The organism is Bacillota bacterium (assembly GCA_012842395.1).
Classification (GTDB): domain Bacteria; phylum Bacillota; class SHA-98; order UBA4971; family UBA4971; genus UBA6256.
Genome location: DUSX01000002.1, coordinates 285,497 through 305,012 on the forward strand (window position 1 = coordinate 285,497; position 19,516 = coordinate 305,012).

A 19,516-nucleotide genomic window follows, 5' to 3' on the forward strand; every position below is an offset into this window, starting at 1 on the left:
GGTGGACGAGGGCGAGAGGAGGCATCGGGGTGAAGAAGCACTTTCCAATGGCCGTGTGGTATGGAGGCGGTCGCACGCGGGCAACGATGGTGAAGCATCCCGGGCCCGGCGCGGCCGACGAATGGCGGCGGGACATTGCTAACATCAAGGAATGCGGGTTCAACACGATTCGCTGCTGGGTTGACTGGGCGGCGAGCGAACCGCTGCCGGGTGAGTACAGGTTTGACGCGCAGGATCTCGTCATGGATCTCGCGCGCGAGGCGGGCCTTCAGGTCATAATCCAGCTCTACCTTGATTCTGCGCCCGACTGGCTTCTCGACGAGTTCCCGGACTCCGCGTACGTGTCACAAAGTGGTGACACGGTCATCTCACAGGGGTCGCCCGGGTACTGCTACGACCACCCTGGCGTGCGACGGAGGGCGGAGGACTTCATGACTGCCGTCGCAGCGCACGTGAGGGATCGCGAGGAGTTCTTCGGATGGGACCTTTGGAGCGAGCCGCACGTGGTCCAGTGGGCCTACTTCGATTACCTTCCGCAGCCCGCCGTGTTCTGCTACTGCCATTATACCGTGAGGCGCTTCCGCGAATGGCTTAAGGCCAAGTATGGGACCATAGACGCGCTCAATGAGGCATGGTATCGCACGTACTCGAGTTGGGACGTGGTGGACGCGCCTCGTTTTATCTCGCTCATGACGTACACCGACTTCATTGACTGGCAGGAATTCATCCTCGATAAGATCGTTCAGGACCTCGCGTGGCGGGCTAGGACGGTCAAGGCCGCCGACCCGCACCACGTGGTCACCAGCCACTCGGACATCCCGTGCATCATGACCCTTCCAATGCTCGGCCAAGGGGCGCCAGACGACTGGCGGATGGCGAAAGTCGTGGACGTGTGGGGAACCTCTTTCTACCCCAAACACGTTGGTGCGAAAGAGACCAATGACCCCTCGCTTCGCTCCGCCATGCTGTGCTCGACGCGCTCGGCGTGTGCATCGGCGGGGAGTCCCTTCTGGCTGGGGGAGCTGCAGGGCGGCCACGGGTACGTGGGGGCGTTCGCGACCACCGCGACCGCCCAGGATGAAGCCGAGTGGACGTGGCAACCAATCAGCCATGGCGCGAAGGGTTTGTGCTTTTACGCATGGTACCCCATGACACGAGGCTACGAATCCGCCGGATTCGGCCTTGCTGGACTGGACGGCACACCTAGCGAGCGGGCGAAGGTCGCAGGGGCGGTGGGGAAGATCGTGAGCGCCAACATGGAGCTCTTCCTCGAGGCCAAGCCTCCAAAGGCCGATGTGGCGATACTATACAACGTCCTCGCGAACATCATGTGGACAGCCATGCGGGAGAAGTCTACGTACATCCCCTCAAGGTCCCTGGCCGGGGCTTACCGGCCGCTCTTCGAGGAGAACATTCCCGCGGATTACGTCCATTTGGACGAGGTCGAACAGGGTGCCCTTGCGAGGTACAGAGTCCTGTACATGCCCTTCTCGCTCATGGTGACGCGCAAGTCCGCCGAGAGGATCGCTGAGTTCGTGCGCAACGGCGGCACGGTGGTGGCCGAAGCGCGTACGGGTTGGAACGATGAGATGGGTGCATGCGGGAATGCCGTGCCCGGGTTCGGCCTCGAGGACGTGTTCGGATGCAGAGAAACCGGCGCGTGCAAGGTGGACGACACCGTAACCCTAGTGATGACTCCCGAGGGGGCCGGGTGTGTTGCTTCCGTGCGATCAGGGGACGAGCTTAGAGGGTACGGCATCAAACAGGCCTTGGAGGTAACAGCGCCTTCCGCCCATGTGGTGGCCACCTTCGACGACGGCGCGCCCGCCGTGGTGGCAAACAGGTACGGCAAGGGGTTAGCCGTGCTAGCCGGCACTTTCCTGAGCTTCGCCTATGAAACGCGGCGCCATGTCGCAACCGGCAGATTCCTTGCGAGCTTCGCGGAGAGTGCAGGCGTTGCGCGCCCCGTCATCGTGGAGACCGCCGCTCCCCGCGGGACCGTGGAGGCGCGGGTGCTCCAGTCCGGACTGGGTACCGCTCGGGAGACGCACATCCTCTTCGTCTTCAACCACGGCGGTGAGCCAGTGACCGCGCGATTCCTGGTTGCGCTGGGTGGTCTGGAGGGCCGCGGGGCAGTCGCAGGCGTGAACCTCGTCACTTCCGAAAGGGTGAACGTGAGCGTGCGCAACGGTCAGGAGCGCTGCGCGGAACTGTGGAAGCGGCTCGACGGAGGAGAGATCTGGGTTGTCAAAATCGGCTTCGGACTTGAATGAGACTGCGAGCAAGGCGGCGGTGGGTGTTGACGTCGGTGGCACGAAGATTGCGTGCGGTCTTGTCGATGCGACAGGGGCGGTGCTCGAGAGCCGACGCGTGACCATCGACGCGAACGACCCGACAGGGAAGGGCCCGTTCAGGCAGATAGCCGAGATGGTTTGTCAAGCCGTTGACGCGGCGCGCGGCATGAGACTCGCCGTGGTCGGGTGCGGTGTCGCGGTGCCCGCGGTCCTCGACAGGGGGAGTGGCGTGGTGATTTGGGCGCCCAACATCGCCGGATGGCGGGGCTTCCCCCTCGGCGATCTTCTCCAGGATGCGACCGGCGTGCCGGTGCTGCTGGACCATGACGGTCCTGCCGCTGTCCTGGGCGAACAGTGGATGGGGGCCGCACGAGGCTGCGACCACGTGGTGTTGCTGATCATCGGCACGGGAGTGGGAGCTGGCTTCATCCTTGACGGCCGGGTGTACAGGGGGGCCCGTGGCATCGCGGGGGCGGTGGGATGGTCGTGTCTCGAGCCAGAGGCTGTCGAGGATCCGGTATATCGCGAAAAGGGCTTCCTCGAGACCGTGGCCGCCGGCCCGGGCATAGCGCGGCAATTGCGCGAGAGGATCACACGCGGGGAGCCGAGCATCGCGTTGGATATCGCGGGCGGGGACGTGTGCGCGATCACCGCGGAGGTGGTATTCAGTTCCGCGGAGAAAGGCGACGAGACGGCGAGACGGGTTGTCGGTAGGGCCGTGAGGTACATAGGTATGGCTGTCTCGAACCTGGTGAGCGCGTTCAACCCCGAGGTGGTCGTGCTGGGCGGCGGCGTCGGCCACAGGCTCGGACCTTACCTCGGAGAGATTCGACGTGTCGTTGATGCCACGGCCCAGCCCCAGTCCGCTCCCGTGGTGAGGGTCACATGCGCCAAGCTCGGCGACGACGCAGGTGTGATCGGCGCTGCAAGGCTGGCCATGGAAGCTTTCGGACCGGGCGTGAGGGCGTCGCACCATGAGGCACACTGATGCGCTGATGTGCTGGCTGCAGGCGGTGGACGCGACGGACGCCTGCGGCGATCCCGGCTACACGGTGAACGCCGCGGCATGAGAAAGGGATTTCCTGTTGTGGCCGTCCACGCAATACGAGACGCCGGTGCGCAGGACAGGAGGCAGAAATGATGGGTGCAATCACGTATTTTCGAAGGATCGAGGAGATCATGGACGAGATCCGAGTCAGTGAGTTGCGCAACATCCAGAAGGCGGCCGAGCTCATGGCAGGTTCCATAAGAAGCGGCCACCTGGTGCACCTCTTCGGGAGCGGTCACTCCGTGATCCCTGTCATGGACGTGTTCCCACGCTATGGCAGTTTCGTCGGATTCCATCCGTTGCTCGACCCTAGACTGATGTGGTGTAACGTCGTTGGCCCGGGCGGCGCCCGGGAGCTCCTCTGGCTCGAGCGCCAGGAGGGTTACGTCGCCACGTTCCTTCAGAGCTTTGAGCTTCGTCCGCAGGACACTATGTGCGTGTTCTCTCACGGCGGGCTCAACGCTGCGCCTGTCGAGGCGGCGCTGTACGCACGGGAGAGGGGTCTCCCTGTGGTAGCAGTGGTGTCCGGCGACAACCACAGAAAGGCGAAGCCCACCCACTCGAGCGGCAAGAAACTCGGCGACGTTGCCGACGTGATGATCGACACCCATGTGCCCCTCGAGGACGCACTGGTGCATGTGGACGGTCTCAACGCCCCGGTAGCAGCCGGATCCACGGTGGCAGTTGTGGCCATCTCGTGCGCCATCGTCGCGGAAGTGGCGAAGCTGCTCGTGGAGGCGGGGATGAAGCCTTCGACCTTCGTCTCTCCGAACGTGAAGGGCGTCGGCCCCGACCACAACGCGGCTGTCTTCGACGAGTACGCCTCGCGGGTGCGGAGATGACACACGCTTCGGCAAAATAGGTCGCCACAAGTTTGCGCCGCTTTTCAGCGTGCAGACCTTGCCTGGGGCTGTCGGACTCGCCCTTCAGGGCGAGGCGCTTGCAGTGCGCCTGGTTCGGATTTGGCGCGCAGGCTGGCCAAATTCTCGACCCCCCATTTGTGCAAGCACTGGCAACCCCGGTGCCCTCAAGAAAAGAGGCGAAAGCTTGTGGCGTCATACCTAGGCCGGGCGCTCGGATGCCTCACGAACCCAGGCGGGAGTGTCGTTCTGGTCGGGCGATATGGTCGGACACCGGCGCACGCGCGGATGCGCGCGCCAGGACGCGCTTGTACACTTCGAGAGTCTGGCGAGCCATCGCGTCCGCGGTGAGAGAGGCCTCGAAGCGGGTGCGCCCCAGTGCGCCCATTTCCCGCCTTTTCTCGGGGTCGCTGGCGAGGGTGAGCAGTGCTGAGGCCAGGGCCGCATTGTCTCCCGGTGGCACGAGCAGTCCGGTCTCACCGTGGACCACCGCTTCAGGGATGCCCCCGACGGGCGTAGCCACCACGGGCTTCGCCCTGGCCATAGCCTCCAAAATGGCCATTCCAAGCGCCTCCCGGAATGAAGGGAGGGCGAAGATGTCCATCGCTTCCAAGGCGTCGCTGGGGTCGTCGAGGGCACCGGTGAATACGACCCTGTCACTGATGCCGAGGCTGCTGGCAAGGCGCTCGAGCTTCGGCCTCATCGTCCCATCCCCGACTATCAGCAGGCGAGCACCAGGGCACCGTTGGGTGATGCGGGCGAACGCCGATATGAGATGTGACGTGCCTTTCCCGCGCTCAAGGCGCGACACGGTTCCGATGACAACCGCGTCTTGTTGAAAGCCAAGGCGTTCTCGGAGCTGGCGCCCCCGGGAAGACGCGGCGGGCATCGGCGGGGCAACGCCGTTTCGGATCACCGTAAGACGATCCTTTCTGAACCCATACCTCTGTGCCGTTCGCCGCTCCGCCTCGGAGACGCAGATGACCTCCTCTACGATACGGTTAGCGAACAGGCCGCTTATGACGTAGCTTGCCACGTCGGGATACCCGTGGATCGTGAAGACGATCGGCACTTTTGGGGCCGCGAGGTGTGCGGCGACGGCGCATTCCATGCCACCGTGGACGTGAATGAGGCTTGGCCGGAACTCGGTCACAAGCTCTCGGAGAGCTGTGCTATGCGCCCTCAGCTCGCGGCGCGTGCCCAAACCCAGGCTCAGGGGTTGTACGGTGCGGTAAGGCACCCCGAGGTCTCGGAAGAGCCGGAGCGCGTCTCCGTGCGGTGCAATGAGACATGGGACCACCTCGTGATGAAGCGCGCTGACCAGGGTGAGCAGGTGTTTTTCCGTCCCTCCGAGGTTTGCGAACGGAAGCTCATAGAGCACGGCAAGTTTACCCTGTGTTTCGATGATGCCTCCCTCCAAATCGTCCATACCGCAGGCTTGAGTCAAGCGAGGCGCGCCACAGGCAGGCCGCCCCGAAGGGCGAGGTCGACAGCCTCAGGCGAGACCCCCGCGCCGAAAGGTTAGCGCGAACCTTTGGCGATTCACCTAGATTGTACCATGGGATTCGTGCTTGGCAACGTGCAGCATCGGTTAGTGAAGCCGCAGACACTTCGCGCATGCATGTTCCGTCAGGGGGATCTCAAGGTCATTCTTTTGCGTTAAAATAAAGCTGAAAGGGGCTAGCTCACATCCGCGCAGCCGCTCAAGCGCAAGCGCCGCGTGCGCACGTTGCGTCGGGGCGACGCGAGGCGCACGACGCGACGAGGCAGGCAACCAGGTCCGTTCCGTCGACAGGACTTGCGCGTTGGGAAGCAGCGCGAACTCGTGGCGATCTGCTTGGGGAGGTGAAGGCGGGATGATAAGCCGGGCGAAGAAGCTCGAGGCGCTTCAGAACTTCACCATGATGGTTGGAGGCGACCCTGCGTTTGCCTACCTCATGGGATTCTTGACCGGCCAGGTGGACCGAGTTCACTTCGTCCAGGACCCCACGGGCGCGGACATTGCGGTCAGGCTGTCGCAGGGAAGGCTCACGGTTTGGCCCGCCGAGCCGTTTCGCGCAACCGTAGGTGGAGTGATCATGCCGAATCCCATAGCTTTTGTGGCGGCGGCAAGCAGAAGCGACAGACAGATCTGTGTCTCCTTGAATTTCGAGAGACAAGACGAGGCTTCATGGTATCAGGAGGTGCTCGTCCCAGACGTATCGCATGTGAAGGGCCCTTCGGAGGCGGCCGAGGAACAGGCAAAAGCGCTGCGCGCAGAGATGGATCGCGCGCTTGACATATACGCCGAGTGCAAGCGGATGCTCGAGAAAGACGAAGAAGGGCGCAAGAAGGAACTCGATTACTATATGAAGCTTGCCCAGGAGCAGATGAGGCAGCTCAGCAGCAAGCTGGAAGAGGTGAACGCGGAGCTTCGGCGTTTGGCGGCCAAGTGAAGTCCGCTGTTCGGTTGGCAGGTGATGCCGACGCTGCTCACTCAACCACCGCCCCGGCCCTGACGGAGCACCGTCTTCTCCGCGGGGACCTTGGGGATGACGCGGCCCCATCGAGATCCTGCGAAATGCCACCGGTCTTCCATAAGCAGGGACTTGGAAACCTCTCGCGAACTAGTCAGTGGGGGATGCCATGATACCGTGAGACGGAAGGCGGGGGAGGATATCCATGGAGGCAAGCGCGACAGGGTTTATCGATGGGGCCGGTGGGGTCAAGCTGTTTTACCAGTGCTGGCTACCGGGGGCGGGTGAAGGGCGGCCGCGAGCCGCTGTGGTGATCACGCACGGGGGCGCGGAGCACTCGGGACGCTACCAAAACGTGGTGGGCTACCTGGTGCCACAGGGTTATGCTGTCTGGGGGCTCGACAACCGGGGGCATGGAAGGTCCGAGGGTAGACGCGGGCACGTGGACGCGTACGACCAGCTTGTGGATGACCTCTCATTATTCTGCCAGCTTGTGCGAGAGAGAACGCCGAGCGAGGCCAAGGTGTTCCTCTTGGGCCATAGCATCGGAGGGCTTACTGCGCTGTCTTATGCAGTGAAATACGGGGCGCGCGATGGGTCATGCCCGATCGACGGCGTGATCGTCTCCGGACCGTGCCTGGCCCTGTCCATGAAGGTGCCAAGACTCAAAGAGGCCCTCGGGCGGGCGGCGGCATATCTCTTCCCAAGGGTGACGGTGGACGCCGGGATCCCAGCTCAAGCCATATCGCGGGATCCCGACGTGGTAGCAGCATATGTGAGCGACCCGCTGAGATATCCTCGCATCACGTTGCGTTTCTACGTGGAACTGGCGAAGCAGATGAAGAAGACCATGGCGGCCGCACCCTTTGTCAAACTTCCGTGCCTCATCCTTCAAGGGGGCAAAGACGCTTTGGTCTCTCCATACGCCACAAGGCGTTTCTACTCAGCCATGACCTGCCGAGACCGCGAACTGCGGTTTTACCCCGACAGCTTTCACGAGCTCTTTAACGACGTCAATCGCGAAGAGGTGCTGGCGGACGTCGGGAGTTGGCTGGCACGGCACGGCGCCTGACCGCGCCGCGGGTCTCGGCCCGCGACCAGGGCGCGACCAGGGTGCCTGTGTCGGTTACAATAAGCACCGGAGTGATCGCTTGTGGCCGCAATCGGGATGATCCTGGCAGTCCTCTTGTTTCTGCTCGGCCTTGCCGGGACCGCGCTGCCGATCCTGCCTGGAGCCCCGCTGGTTTGGCTCGGGATGCTTGTGTACGGCCTATTCACGGGCTTTGCGAAGCTGACAGCGGGGTTTTACGTGTGGCAGGCAGTCGCGGTCGCCCTGACATTGGTCATCGATTACGCTGCAACAGCGTACGGCGCTCGGCGATACGGAGGATCGTCAGCGGCCATCTACGGCAGCCTCGCGGGGCTCGTGATTGGCCCGCTCATCCTCGGTCCGATCGGTTTCGTCATCGGGCCCTTTGCGGGAGCGCTCATGGGCGAGCTCGCGACAGGAAAGCGGCTGCAAGGCGCGTTTAGGGCAGCTTTTGGGACTCTCGTGGGCATGATCGGCGGCACCCTCCTCAAAGTCGCGGTGGAACTAGTCATGATCGTGTGGTTCTTTGTGGTAGTGCTTAGTGCGTGAGACCGTCGGACCCCTGCCCAGATTGTGCCATTTCGGCCCAGTTGAAGCCGCAGAGCCGTCGATGCGGTTGCGCAAATCGGCAGTGACTTGCGAAGTTCAACAGTCTTGCGGTTCTCGCGACGGGCCAGGCGCGCTGCGCCAGTAGTGCACGAGGAAGACTCCGAAGACGCTCACCATCAAGCCAAGCACGCCCGCTATCGTGACGTTGAGGAGCTTTCTCGGGCCCGAAGGCCTAGTGGGCAAAGTCGCCGGCGCGACGACGCCGACGGCGGCCTGGACTATCGCCCCTGCGTCCTGTCCCTCAAAGTTCTGAAGCTCGGCTGCGAGCTCAATCGACCGCGACTGAGCGCTGTTGAGGGCGCTTTCCAACGCTTCTTCGACGGCCCTTTGTCTCACCAGCTCGGCCTTTAATCTCGAGATGTCTGCCTCGAGCGTGGGTATCGCCTGCCGAGTCGCTTCGAGGCGCGCCTGGATGTCGGCGAGGTCGGCGCGTTTCCGTGAGACTTCTTCCAGCAAGGATATGTACGCAGGATTGACCTGGGTCATTGTATATGCTTCACTTGCAGGCGGTTGCTGGGCGCCGCCCGCGCTGGATGACCAGCCGAGCTGGATCGTGTGGGGAATTGCGGCGAGCTGTTGCTCAAGCACCTTGAGAGCCTCTGTTGCGGCTCGCGCTTCACTGGTGAGTTGGTCAGACTCCCACCGGTAGTTCGCAAGCGCCGCGGTCTTCGCGTTGATCTCTTCTGTGATGAGGTCGCTTCCGCCGGATTCCTGCACGAGCTTCTCGACCTTCTCGACCTCCTCTGAGGCAACCGCCTTTTGGCCTGCCAATGCCTCAGAGATCGCCTGCCTGCGCGAGGTGAGCCGGGAAGCTACGAGTTCAGACAAGTAGTCCTTGTATGACTCGATGACGGCCTTCGCAAGGGCCTGTGCGTTCTCCGGAACGGAGTCCCTTACCGTGACCTCGACCAGCCGGTCTCCCTTTGCGGCATCTCCCACGACCCTGGCCGTGACTCTGTCCGCGAGCGCCGCTGCACTCAAGGAACCGTCCCTCAGTGATCGGGCAGCCCTCTCAAGAACGGCCGGATCCTGCAGAAGCCGCATCTGTGCCTGTGGCGTGCCTCCAAGGATGCCGGCAATGACGGGGTCTTTGAGACTATCCTGCACCTCCTGAGGAAGGCTCACTGTGAACATCACGCTGGACTCATACACCGGGTCCAATACGAACAAGCTTACAAGCCCGGCCGAAATCATGGCGCAGACGGTCACCGCGAGAATGAGCCATTTCCCACGCCATAAGATCTCGATGTACTGTCTCAGGTCTATTTCGTCCAGATACGCGTTATCTTGCTCCATGCCTTGTGCCACACTCGATTTCGCCCGCGCATGAGGCGAGAGCGACGTAGCTGTCTCTCCTTTCTTGCGGAGTCTGGGAATCCGAAGACTGCGGGAGCACTCCCACCCAACCACCAGTTTCGCGCTACGGGGCTGAATTCCTTCCTCCGCAGCGCAACCGTCTGTAATCAGTTCTTGCTCCCGCGCTCACGGATTCTGGGGCGTACGCCTGCCGGGATTCACAGGGCGAGAGCTGTCAGAACGCGACGCGCCCTGTGACCATCACCCTGCTTGCCACGGCGAGCGTATCATCGAAGGCGAGGGCGACGTCCGTCGATACCCGGCCCATCCGGAGCCCGACTCCCGCTGTTGCGCTAGGGCCTCGGCTCGGAGACAAATAGAGGTATCCTGTGCCTGTGAACCCGGGCATGACCTCGAATTGAGCCCCCAAGCCAACGCGCCACGGCGCTGCATATGGGACGACACCCGCCGTTCTCAACAGATCTCCCCCGCCTCCGGATGACTCGAATGAGGCTCTGAGGGCACGGAGTGTGTTAAGTGACGGCCTCATTTCCAGGGACATCGCGAAGCAAGGCGAAACGCCTTCATCTCGGCTCCATGCTTGAGTCGTCCCGTCCGAGGTAATCGAGCCTCGCCACGCCATCACACCCGCCACGCTCATCAACCCGGCCTCTGCAGCGATTTCCCTGGCAGGGTTCGCAGCGACCCTGGCTCTCAGCGCGAGGTCTACAGAGTAGCCGCGCCCACGTGCCAGAAGGGTTGTGCCCTCGGTTGACTGGCTGGAGAGGTGGTCCTCGAGCGACCCATCCAGCAGATGGACCCTTGCCCCCAAGGAGAGACTCCCCACGGGGAGTCCTGCCTCCACGACCCAGGCATTGACCGTCCGGATCTCGCCGGCCCGTTCTTCATCCTCGGACCATCCTAGCGCCAAACCCGTCTCGGTCCTGATGAGTCCCAGTCTCAGCGCGCCGGCACCGGGCACGATGAGGTCTCTCATGCCCCATGCACGACTCACTCCAGCGAGGAACCGGTAGTCGCCAGCGGGCTCTCCACGTATCAGCTCGAGACCGCGAGACCACGATATTCCTTTCGTTCCCTCTGGGACCCAGGCGCCCGCCGAAAGAACAAGCGTTCCGGGGGTGTCGGCCCCTGAGAGCTGACCAGGCCACACGGCCGGACCGGGCCATACGGCCACTGAACCACCGGCCAGTTCCGGCGCGCTGAGGGGTAAATACCACGCGCCCGTCAGGGTTTCCGTGAGCAACTCGCCAGGAACCGGCGCGGTCGCTGCGTGGCACGGTGTGGACCCTAGAGCTAGGATCATCATGAGCACGACGAGCCGTCGCACGCTCTCACTCCTTTCGGCGCCTCCGCTCCTGCGCCCGATACGCTGCCTCCCGGGCGCCTGCACTGCGCTCTCGTCCGTCAGAGCCATGGCCTCGTCATTGACCCCAGACGAACTTGAGCGATAAGCCGACGCTTGCCTCAAACGTCTCTGCTGAGGGCACATGACCTGCGTTCCGCACCTTTTCGACGATCGTCGCGAACTCGAGGGCGCAGTGGGGAGCGCCAGGGACAGCGCAGAGGGCCGAGCCCAACTGGCCCGTGGCCCACACTCCAAGGCTGGCGCGGGTCTCGACAGTGCCTGCGAGGAACTCGCGGCTTACGCCCTCCGAGGGGCTCCATGCGTGTCCGACGATGCCTTCACCGTGGCGCTCGTATCCGAGCCTGCCCGTCACCTCAACGTCTCGGCACGGCCCGAACCCGATGGTGTCATCTAGGTCGACTCTACGACTCACGAAGAGATAAAGAGCGTCCGCATCCGGGCCGAGCGGGTGCCCGATAAGCTTGCCGTCTGCGACTACGTAGGTGTTCTCCGGGTTCTTGTGGGAATACACATAGTTGTTGATCCTCACATATTCCACGGCCACACGGCACGGGTTGGTCTGACGAGGCACGTCCACCTGAATGCCTGCAAGTCCGCCGACCATGTACGGGACCCGGCCCCGCGCGCTTGGCGCCCACGGGAAGTCGTCCGCCATGAACTCTCCGTATAGCTTGACACCACGAGTCACGTCAAGACTCGCGTCGAGCGCCGCTAGGACGTTTGACCACCAGTCCTGGGTCCTCTCATCCTGCATGCTCAGGTGTTGGGCCAAGAAGTACGGGCATCCAGGAATGAGGTGGTAGGGCTGAAGGTGAAAGCCCGAAGAAACGGAGCAGGCTTCCGATATACCCACCTCGGCGCTGCTGCCAAGACGTCCCACGATGCGGTGTGCGAAGAGCCATTTGCCTTCCGACGCGTCTCGCGCCGCGGCGAGTTGCTCATAGAGAAGGCGACCGTCTGAGACCGATAAGGATACCCCATCGAGCGGGGTTGAGCCGGAGAGAAGCAACGACCCCGAGACCCCTGGGCCCCATTTCCAGGTCTGACGTCCTATTGTGATGGTGCTGCCAGGCAGCCACCTGTCTAGCGCCCCCGCAATGGTGGCGCTTACCTTGTCAAGCGAAAGATGCAGTTCATGGGCGGTGGAATCCCATTCCGCCCCAACATCGAGCGAACACGATTGAAAGAGAGCTGGCAGGGTCGCAGCGGCGCACGCCTCCAAGCTGAACAAACCTAGAGCCGCAGCAACGAGGGCTGCGAGGACATGCGGGGTGGCCGCCCCAATTACGCGCGGATGCCAGCGCTCCCTCGGCTGCCAAAGGCACCCTTTTTCTTTGTGTAGACCCTTTCGGCCGCTCTTAGGGCTTCGTTCGACCCTTGCGTCCATGTGAAGCCATCCTCTCCGCCCAGGGCAAGGGCTCGGGTATCTGCCTGAGCATGGCGCAACGAGTTCTCGTCTCTCATCTTGAGGGCGCGATGGTCACCGGTCCTTGGCACGACGGGACGCTCGGAATTCGGCCGGCTTACGCGCCAGATCCCGACGAGGCGCGCAGCGAGCACGCCGTCCCCAGAGGGTAAGGCCGATAGTATTATTAGGCAGGACCCCCGCCCCCGTACCGAAAGGCAGCGCGAACTCCCGGCGGTATACCTAGCCAAACAGGAACCACTTTCTCCGCACGAACTTTTCCGGGCTTTCTAGCTGCACCGTCTCCGCGCGAACGACCGCACGTGGGATGTCGCGCACGGCACGCAAGGCGGCCTCGCGTCCCACGAGCCTGGACGCGGCCGCAAATGCTAGGTCAAGCCTGCAGGGCCGATCCTCGGGTGAGTGTCCATCGCTTGCTATGAGATGGGCAAGCCCGTGTCTAAGAAGGGTTTCCGCCGCCTGCCGGACGGACCTGCCGAACGCGCCGGTGAGGCTTCCGGCGTTCACTTGGCCCATGGCGCCTGCCCGCACCAGCCGGTACATACGGTTCGGGTCGGTCGCGACCTCGGAGCACCGTTCGGGGTGAGCGATCACCGGGACATAGCCCGCGCTGGATAGGTCGAACACGGCTTTCTCGGCGTACGTGGGAATCTGCTGAAACGGCAGCTCAACGAGGACGTACTTTCCAGCATCCCCTATGGTCAGTGCGTCGCCGTGTCTTAGCAGTTCCAGGACCCGAGGGTGCATCGCGATCTCCATCCCCGGCAAGACCTTCACGGACAAGCCCGAGGACTCGAACACGGCGTTGAGAGCGGCAACCCTGCTTCGGATGGTGCTGGCCACACCCTGCCACCGGCGCCCCGCGAAATCGGCATGAGGCGTTGCCACCATGAGGACGCTGCCGCGCTCCTGCGCTGCCTTTGCCATGACGATGGCCTCATTCAGGTTCCTGGCACCGTCGTCCACCCCTGGGAGGATGTGTGTATGGATGTCGACGGCTCCCGGAACAGCGCTGTCACGGCTCAACCGCATCTCACCCGCCACCGCTGGCTTCTCCGTTCGAGACCGCCGCGGCCTCCTTGCTGGAGAGCGCGGAGCCGGAATCGCCCTTGTAATAGTAGTAATAGTAATAGCCGTACCCTCGACCTGGCTTTACCTGATTCAGCACCACCCCGAGAAGTCTCGAATGCGCGCCAGAAAGCAGCTGTTTAGTCCTCTTGGCGGCGTCTCTCGACGTCACTCCGATCCTGATGGTCAGAAGCACGCCATCGAGCCGGGGCGCGAGGAGTATGGCGTCAGTCACTGCCATCACCGGCGGCGCGTCGTATATCACAAAATCTGCCTCCGACGCGAACGCGTCGATGAGTGCGCCCATTGTGCTTGAGCCAAGGAGCTCCGCGGGGTTCGGAGGAATGGGCCCGCTCGTGACCAACCGCAAACCGGGAACAAACGTGTCCTGGTAGATGTCAGGCACCACCCCTTTGACAAGGGCTGTCGTGAGCCCCACGGCGTTTGGAAGCGAGAAAAGCTCATGCTGAACGGGCTTGCGCATGTCAGCGTCGACGAGCACCACCTGTTTTCCGCCCTGAGCTATCGAGATCGCAAGATTGGCTGCTACCGTGCTCTTGCCCTCGGACGGACCAGGGCTCGTTATCAGGAGAGAACGCACAGGTCTGTCAGGTGACACGAATTCAAGGTTCGTTCGAAAAGTTCGAAATGCCTCTGACACGGGAGACCTCGGGTCATGGTAGACTATGAGGCTCCTGTGGCGGCTCCTAGACTGTGGCAATTCAGAAAAACCCTCCTCTCGCGCAGGGTCAACGCGTCAACAGTGCTGAAGGAGCGGGATTCCAAGCAGGACACAACAAGTTGGCGTTGCCTCTCAGTTGCGTGCGTCCCGCCCCAGATCATTGCCCTCACCCTACGGGGACGGAGCGTTCGCGGCGCCCAGCTCGAATCCGGACGGTGCTCAGGCCATGTTCGGCCCATGCTCGGCCGCCGCGCCGTGCCTGCGCCGACAACCCTTGCGACCCTCAAGAAAAGAGACGAATACCGCGCCTCCCTATTGCGTCACGCTTAGGACGCTGCGGGTTCGCCCCCTCCCAATGGCTCGCCTTTCGGATGCTTGCGACGGAACCTCCGCATATCGGGGACAACCCCGAGCACGGGAAGCTCAAGGAGCCGTTCGACCTCCTCCTGGGTTTTGAATGACGTGTCCACGTACTCCATGACGAACGCGACACCTACTGCGACGAAGAGCCCGAGAAACGCGGCGATAGCCGTGTTGAGCAGCTTCCTCGGCTTGATGGGCTTCTCGGGAACCACCGCGCTATCTATCACGTAGACGTCCGACACTTTCATGGCCTCTGTGATCCGCATTTCCTCGTACTTCGTGCGCAGCATCACGTAGATTTCTTCATCTACACGCTGCTCTCTCATGAGGCGTGCGACGTCCATTTCTTTCTCCGGGATCGCCGCCAGTTTCGCCTCGGCGTCAAGAAGCATTCCGCGGAGCGCGGCTTGTTTCGCTTCGAGCCCCACGATGCGAGATTCGTTCTCCACTAGTTGCGTGCGCAGTGCCTGATAAATGGGGTTGAGGGAGCTAGTCTGCGAGCCGACCACGTTCTCCACTTCTTGGGCGAGTTTGGCCTTCACATCAGCGATCTGTGCCTTCAGGCTGATGACAGCCGGGTGGTTATCGGTGTATCGCTCGCGTGCTCCTGCTAGCTCGGTCTCAAGGTCCGACAGCCGGATCTTGTATTGCTGCACGAGCGGGTTATTCACAAGTGTCGTCGACGTGACGAGCGTCGGATCCGCCGACCTAAGGTTGCGCTCTATCTCCTGCCTCTCCGCCATGGCCGCGTTGAGCTCTACCTGGGCCGCGGCGAGCTCTTTCTCGATCTCGGCGATCTTGTCTATCTGAGCTTTCGTTTCTTCTGTCGGCTCCACAACCATGCTGGACTTCTTGTATTGAAGGAGGGCATCCTCGGCCTTCCGGAGCGCTTGTTCGGAGATGGAAAGCTGCTGCGCGACAAACTCCCTTGCCGCACGCGCCGATTCCTGGTTCATCTTCTGGCTGTGTTCCCTGAAGACCTCGATCAGGGCATTCAGAAACGCGGCCGACCTCTCAGCATTGTCTGATTCCACGGAGAGCTTTGCCACGTTCGTTCCCTGGACTTGCTGGACCGATAGGCTCTTCTGCCACAGGGCGACGTCCTCGGGGGACACGGGAGTGTACCAGCCCAACCGCGTTAGGACTGACTCCACAATGGTTCGGCTCTTAAGGAATTCCATGTAGTTTCTGATGTCATTTCCCGAAGTGCCCATCATCTCCTCCATGAACGGCATCGTGCCCACCGCGCTATCAGTTCTCACCATTATCGTCGCAGTGGCTTGATAGATCTCGGTCATCCCGGCGCTGACCACGTACGCGGTCAGCGCACTGGTGAGAACAAGCGCAAGTATGAGCCATTTCCTGCGGGCGAGCACCCTCAGGTATTCGAGGAGATCAACTTCCTGCTCAAGCTGATCCATAAGGCTTCGTCATCTCTCCTTAAAGCCCCGCACCACGCTATGGTGCGACAATGTCCTTGATAAGCTTCAGGCCGGATAGGAACGACAGCACTTTTTCCCAATCTATCTTGGACGTGGCCGGCACGTAAACGATGTCGCCGCCCAACACGGGCGGGTTATCCTCAGCCTTGCCGGCGAAAAACAGGTCGTCCCGGCCGAGCACGATTTCCTCACCTGCCGCGACCTGGCCGTTTCTGAAGATGCACACAGACTCAAGCGCCGCGCGCTTGGTAGGGCCGCCTGCAAGGGCCAGGGCGTCCATGAGCCGAGCGCTTTCGCGGATCGTGTAAACGCCGGGTCTGGCGACCTCGCCCACTACCACCACCTCGCGCCGGGCCTTGGGAACGAAGATGGTGTCCTGGTCGGATACGATCCGGTTGGAAGCGGGGTCTGAGCCTTTTAGAATCTTGTCCGCGTCGAGGAGGTACACCTGAGCGCCGTGTTCAGCTGACGCGGACGTGCCCGTGCCGTTCGTATGGGTTGTGAGCGTTACTTGCGAGCGGTCTGCGTCGTCAGTGAGCCCTCCCGCTACCGCCAAGGCGTCGGCAACGGAGCTCCCTGCCTTCAAATAGTAAAGGCCGGGCTTCGCCACCTCGCCGACGACATGTACTGCGATGGACCTTGGCACGTAAACGACTTCGCCCCCACGTAGAACCCACGAGGAAGCGTCCGCAGCCTCAGTCGGATGTCCCACGTCGAACTCGACGGCGTGCGGCGACCCATCTGCCCCCTGGGTCGTGACCCTCACTGCGCGGTCGTCGCCCAGTTGGGTGACTCCTCCCGCCATCGCCAGAACCTCGAGAAGAGTCGTGCCCTCGCGTATCGGATATACTCCGGGTCTTGCCACCTCACCGAGCACTGAAACCTGCCGCACGTTCAACGGGACGAACACTGTATCACCGTGATGAACGATGATGTCCCGATCGAGGCTCTCAACGTCCACTTCAAGCACTTCGCCGGCGCCGTCTTGGGTCCGCCTCGTGAGCCTGATGGCGCTGTCGTCGCCCGTGTCGGTGACACCCCCTGCCATTGCGAGCACTTCGAGCAACGTCGTCCCGTCGCGTATCTTGTATACCCCGGGCTTCATCACCTGGCCCATGACCGAGACCTCTCTCACGAGCTCGGGCACGAAGATGATGTCGCCGTCCCGAAGCGAGATGTTCTGATCCTCAGCGCCCGCCATTATAGACCGCATGTCGACGGTGTGTACCCTCGCGGTCTCGCCCTGTCGTGTGAGGGTGACTGCTGACGGGTCGCCGTCCTCGGCGACTCCCCCCGCCCGCGAGATGGCGTCCATGAACCGAGCCGTGGCTCGGAGGCTGTAAGTCCCCGGCGCTTTCACTTTCCCGAGGATCATGACTGAGATCGCCTTAGGGACATAAAGGACGTCGCCGTTTCTGACAATGTAGTTTTCATCGCCCCCGCCGGCGGCTTGGAGCCTGTCCAGGTCGACCGTGCGGCGCACCTCGCCGTCAGGGCCCTTACTGGTAAGGACCGCGCTTGTTGCATCACCCTCCGGCCGCACGCCGCCCGCGAGCGCCAGCACGTCGAGAACGCGCGTTTCCTTGTGAATCTTGTACGTGCCCGGGCGGTCCACTTCTCCGAGGACTGACACCTCCTGGATGAGTTCTGGGATGGAGATGATGTCCTGGTCTTGAAGAACGACGTTGTCCTCAGGCTTGGCACCGTTGAGTATCCCTTCGAGGTCGAGGACTCTGGCCGTCACGGATGCCGCGGCACTCGCGTTCTTTGCGGACGTGCGCGTGAGGGAAACCTGCGACGAGTCCGCGACGTCCGTGGGCCCACCAGCCTTAGCGACGGCGTCGACCAGGCGGCTGCCTGCGCGCAATCGGTAAGTGCCGGGGGATTTCACCTGCCCGAGCACCTGCACCTCAATGGCTCTCGGCACATAAACCATGTCGCCGGGTTCCAGCTTGAAGGCGCTGCCCATGATGATGCGCGAGTCACCGCCTTGGCTCGCGATGTTGCCGGAATCGCTCAAGTCTATCTCGAATACCTGGGTCGTTCCGCCCTTGCTCCGGCTCACTCGGACGCAAGTGATGTCGCCATCGAGCCCGGGCCCTCCCGCCGCCGCGATGGCGTCGAAGACTTTGGTGTCGGGGCCGACGGGGTACACACCAGGCTTTTCAACTTCGCCCAGCACGGAGATGGTACGCACCGCCTCCGGGACGTGGATTATGTCGCCGTCCGCGAGAAGGAGGTTGTCCCTGCTGTCTGGAGCGGCGACAGCAGCCCTGAGGTCCACGGTCCGCGCGCCGTCCTGTCGCGACACCGAGACATTGCTGGGGTCGCCCTCGGGAAGCACGTCTCCAGCTCTCGCGATGGCATCGGCGAGGCGGGCTCCACGCTCCAGGTAGTACGTGCCCGGTGCCCGGACCATTCCCATGACTTTGACTGCGAGCGCCCTGGGCACGAAGACCGTGTCGCCGTCGGCGAGAACGCATGCTGAGGGTTCTGCGGTGCCTGCAAGCACGGCGCGCAAGTCGACGGTGGTCGGCTCCGCGCCGGGGCCGGGCGCGGCCCCCGAAGGCGTCGCAAGCCCCGCCCTGTGCGTGACCTTGATACAAGTCACGTCAGCCTCAGCTGTGTCTCCTCCGGCCGCCGCGATCACATCCAGAATGTTGGGTGGCTCGGGAAAGCTGAACGTTCCGGGGGAGCGGACGCTTCCCATGACGTTTACGCGGACGAGCCGCGACTCGCGGACCGACACTGTGACCCTGGGATTCTTGAGATAATAGGAGAGTTTCTCGGTGAGGACCTCCTGGAGCCCTGGCACGGTCAACCCAGCCGCCTGGACCTCTTCTATGAGGCTTGTGAACGATATCTTCCCGTCCTCCCTGACCCTTACCATCGCGGACAGGTCTTCATAACCCCATACGGCTATATCGAGCAGGTCGCCGGCGGAGATGATGTAGCCCGCTGGCGACTCACGAGCGGCCGACGAGGCGACCTGGGCAGATGTGGTCTGCACGAACGCCGCGAGAAGCACGCAGATGCAGACAAGGAGCGCGGGAACACCTGTTGGCAGCGCGGGCGATACGAAAACAGAACGCAACCGCTTCATCATATCGTGTGGACGTGTCACCCTTCCGTTACCGTCTCACGTTCGTGAGTTCCGGGCACTGGCACGGTGCCGGAGACTCTTACGACACCAGAATTCTACCATCTCCGAGCGATTCCTTCCTGCGAGTCGCATTTCCTCGGATCGGCTTTTCGTCAATGCCTCTATCCTTGAGGATTTTAGAAAATGTTTTCATCTAGTCGTGTCCCGGCACTTGACACATGAAGGAAATCCTGGCGCTTGCGACGAACACATCAACGCACGGTGTTTCCGCGCGGTCGGCGCCTGTGCGGGAGCGGGCGTGGCGGTGAGGAGCCGCGGCTCGTGGCGCAAGATCCCGCTCAACCACGGAGTTGGAGTGTGAGGTCCCATGACTCGCAGGGCAAGGAGAGCTA

The 19,516-nt window shown here is 62.5% G+C and carries 15 protein-coding genes; 7 read left to right on the forward strand and 8 right to left on the reverse strand.

Annotation, left to right across the window (positions count from 1 at the left end; translation table 11 throughout):
- The first annotated feature begins 29 nt into the window (after positions 1-29).
- The 3 genes from GX515_01600 (at position 30) to GX515_01610 (ending at position 4,184) form a co-directional block, all read left to right on the forward strand.
- Positions 30-2,273, forward strand: coding sequence for a cellulase family glycosylhydrolase (locus tag GX515_01600; GenBank protein HHY31706.1), 2,244 nt, complete (start codon positions 30-32; stop codon positions 2,271-2,273).
- Positions 2,245-3,282: an ROK family protein gene (locus GX515_01605; GenBank protein HHY31707.1), complete on the forward strand. Its 1,038-nt coding sequence runs from the start codon at positions 2,245-2,247 to the stop codon at positions 3,280-3,282. Before GX515_01600 ends, GX515_01605 begins: the two co-directional genes overlap by 29 nt.
- Before the next feature lie 152 nt (positions 3,283-3,434).
- Positions 3,435-4,184, forward strand: a complete 750-nt coding sequence (locus GX515_01610; protein HHY31708.1) for an SIS domain-containing protein — start codon at positions 3,435-3,437, stop codon at positions 4,182-4,184.
- A gap of 241 nt (positions 4,185-4,425) precedes the next feature.
- Here the strand turns inward: GX515_01610 and GX515_01615 are convergent, their stop codons facing one another.
- Positions 4,426-5,631 (reverse strand): glycosyltransferase, encoded by a 1,206-nt coding sequence (locus GX515_01615; protein HHY31709.1) that lies wholly within the window; start codon positions 5,629-5,631, stop codon positions 4,426-4,428.
- A 427-nt stretch (positions 5,632-6,058) separates the two neighbouring features.
- Between GX515_01615 and GX515_01620 the strand changes: the two genes are divergently transcribed.
- From GX515_01620 to GX515_01630, 3 genes are all read left to right on the forward strand, one after another.
- Positions 6,059-6,637 (forward strand): hypothetical protein, encoded by a 579-nt coding sequence (locus tag GX515_01620; GenBank protein HHY31710.1) that lies wholly within the window; start codon positions 6,059-6,061, stop codon positions 6,635-6,637.
- A gap of 226 nt (positions 6,638-6,863) precedes the next feature.
- Complete coding sequence (locus GX515_01625) at positions 6,864-7,730, forward strand: alpha/beta hydrolase (protein HHY31711.1); 867 nt, start codon at positions 6,864-6,866, stop codon at positions 7,728-7,730.
- Positions 7,731-7,811: 81 nt separating this feature from the next.
- The gene (locus GX515_01630; GenBank protein ID HHY31712.1) at positions 7,812-8,297 is read left to right on the forward strand and encodes a DUF456 domain-containing protein; all 486 of its coding nucleotides are present in this window, start codon (positions 7,812-7,814) and stop codon (positions 8,295-8,297) included.
- A 96-nt stretch (positions 8,298-8,393) separates the two neighbouring features.
- Here the strand turns inward: GX515_01630 and GX515_01635 are convergent, their stop codons facing one another.
- The 3 genes from GX515_01635 to GX515_01645 form a co-directional block, all read right to left on the reverse strand.
- Positions 8,394-9,653, reverse strand: a complete 1,260-nt coding sequence (locus GX515_01635; GenBank protein ID HHY31713.1) for a hypothetical protein — start codon at positions 9,651-9,653, stop codon at positions 8,394-8,396.
- 235 nt (positions 9,654-9,888) lie between these two features.
- Positions 9,889-11,001 carry a hypothetical protein gene (locus tag GX515_01640; protein ID HHY31714.1) on the reverse strand — a complete coding sequence of 371 codons (1,113 nt, stop codon included), beginning with the start codon at positions 10,999-11,001 and terminating at the stop codon, positions 9,889-9,891.
- A gap of 94 nt (positions 11,002-11,095) precedes the next feature.
- Positions 11,096-12,271 (reverse strand): capsule assembly Wzi family protein, encoded by a 1,176-nt coding sequence (locus GX515_01645; GenBank protein ID HHY31715.1) that lies wholly within the window; start codon positions 12,269-12,271, stop codon positions 11,096-11,098.
- 40 nt (positions 12,272-12,311) lie between these two features.
- On the opposite strand from GX515_01645, the gene GX515_01650 reads away from it, so the two are divergent.
- On the forward strand, positions 12,312-12,431 hold the full coding sequence (locus GX515_01650; protein HHY31716.1) for a hypothetical protein: 120 nt from the start codon (positions 12,312-12,314) through the stop codon (positions 12,429-12,431).
- A gap of 257 nt (positions 12,432-12,688) precedes the next feature.
- Here GX515_01650 and GX515_01655 read toward each other — a convergent pair whose 3' ends face one another.
- The 4 genes from GX515_01655 to GX515_01670 all read right to left on the reverse strand — a co-directional run bounded on the left by GX515_01655 (position 12,689) and on the right by GX515_01670 (position 19,127).
- Complete coding sequence (locus GX515_01655; protein HHY31717.1) at positions 12,689-13,510, reverse strand: phosphotransferase; 822 nt, start codon at positions 13,508-13,510, stop codon at positions 12,689-12,691.
- On the reverse strand, positions 13,500-14,255 hold the full coding sequence (locus GX515_01660) for a CpsD/CapB family tyrosine-protein kinase (protein ID HHY31718.1): 756 nt from the start codon (positions 14,253-14,255) through the stop codon (positions 13,500-13,502). Before GX515_01660 ends, GX515_01655 begins: the two co-directional genes overlap by 11 nt.
- Positions 14,256-14,542: 287 nt before the next feature.
- Positions 14,543-16,000: a hypothetical protein gene (locus GX515_01665; protein HHY31719.1), complete on the reverse strand. Its 1,458-nt coding sequence runs from the start codon at positions 15,998-16,000 to the stop codon at positions 14,543-14,545.
- Positions 16,001-16,037: 37 nt separating this feature from the next.
- Positions 16,038-19,127: a hypothetical protein gene (locus GX515_01670; protein HHY31720.1), complete on the reverse strand. Its 3,090-nt coding sequence runs from the start codon at positions 19,125-19,127 to the stop codon at positions 16,038-16,040.
- Positions 19,128-19,516: the final 389 nt, after the last annotated feature.

Coding starts and splice junctions, on each gene's coding strand:
- GX515_01665 (HHY31719.1), bottom strand. CDS start 16,000: ATGGATCAGCTTGAGCAGGAAGTTGATCTCCTCGAATACCTGAGGGTG.
- GX515_01615 (HHY31709.1), bottom strand. CDS start 5,631: ATGGACGATTTGGAGGGAGGCATCATCGAAACACAGGGTAAACTTGCC.
- GX515_01635 (HHY31713.1), bottom strand. CDS start 9,653: ATGGAGCAAGATAACGCGTATCTGGACGAAATAGACCTGAGACAGTAC.
- GX515_01625 (HHY31711.1), top strand. CDS start 6,864: ATGGAGGCAAGCGCGACAGGGTTTATCGATGGGGCCGGTGGGGTCAAG.
- GX515_01620 (HHY31710.1), top strand. CDS start 6,059: ATGATAAGCCGGGCGAAGAAGCTCGAGGCGCTTCAGAACTTCACCATG.
- GX515_01610 (HHY31708.1), top strand. CDS start 3,435: ATGGGTGCAATCACGTATTTTCGAAGGATCGAGGAGATCATGGACGAG.
- GX515_01670 (HHY31720.1), bottom strand. CDS start 19,127: ATGATGAAGCGGTTGCGTTCTGTTTTCGTATCGCCCGCGCTGCCAACA.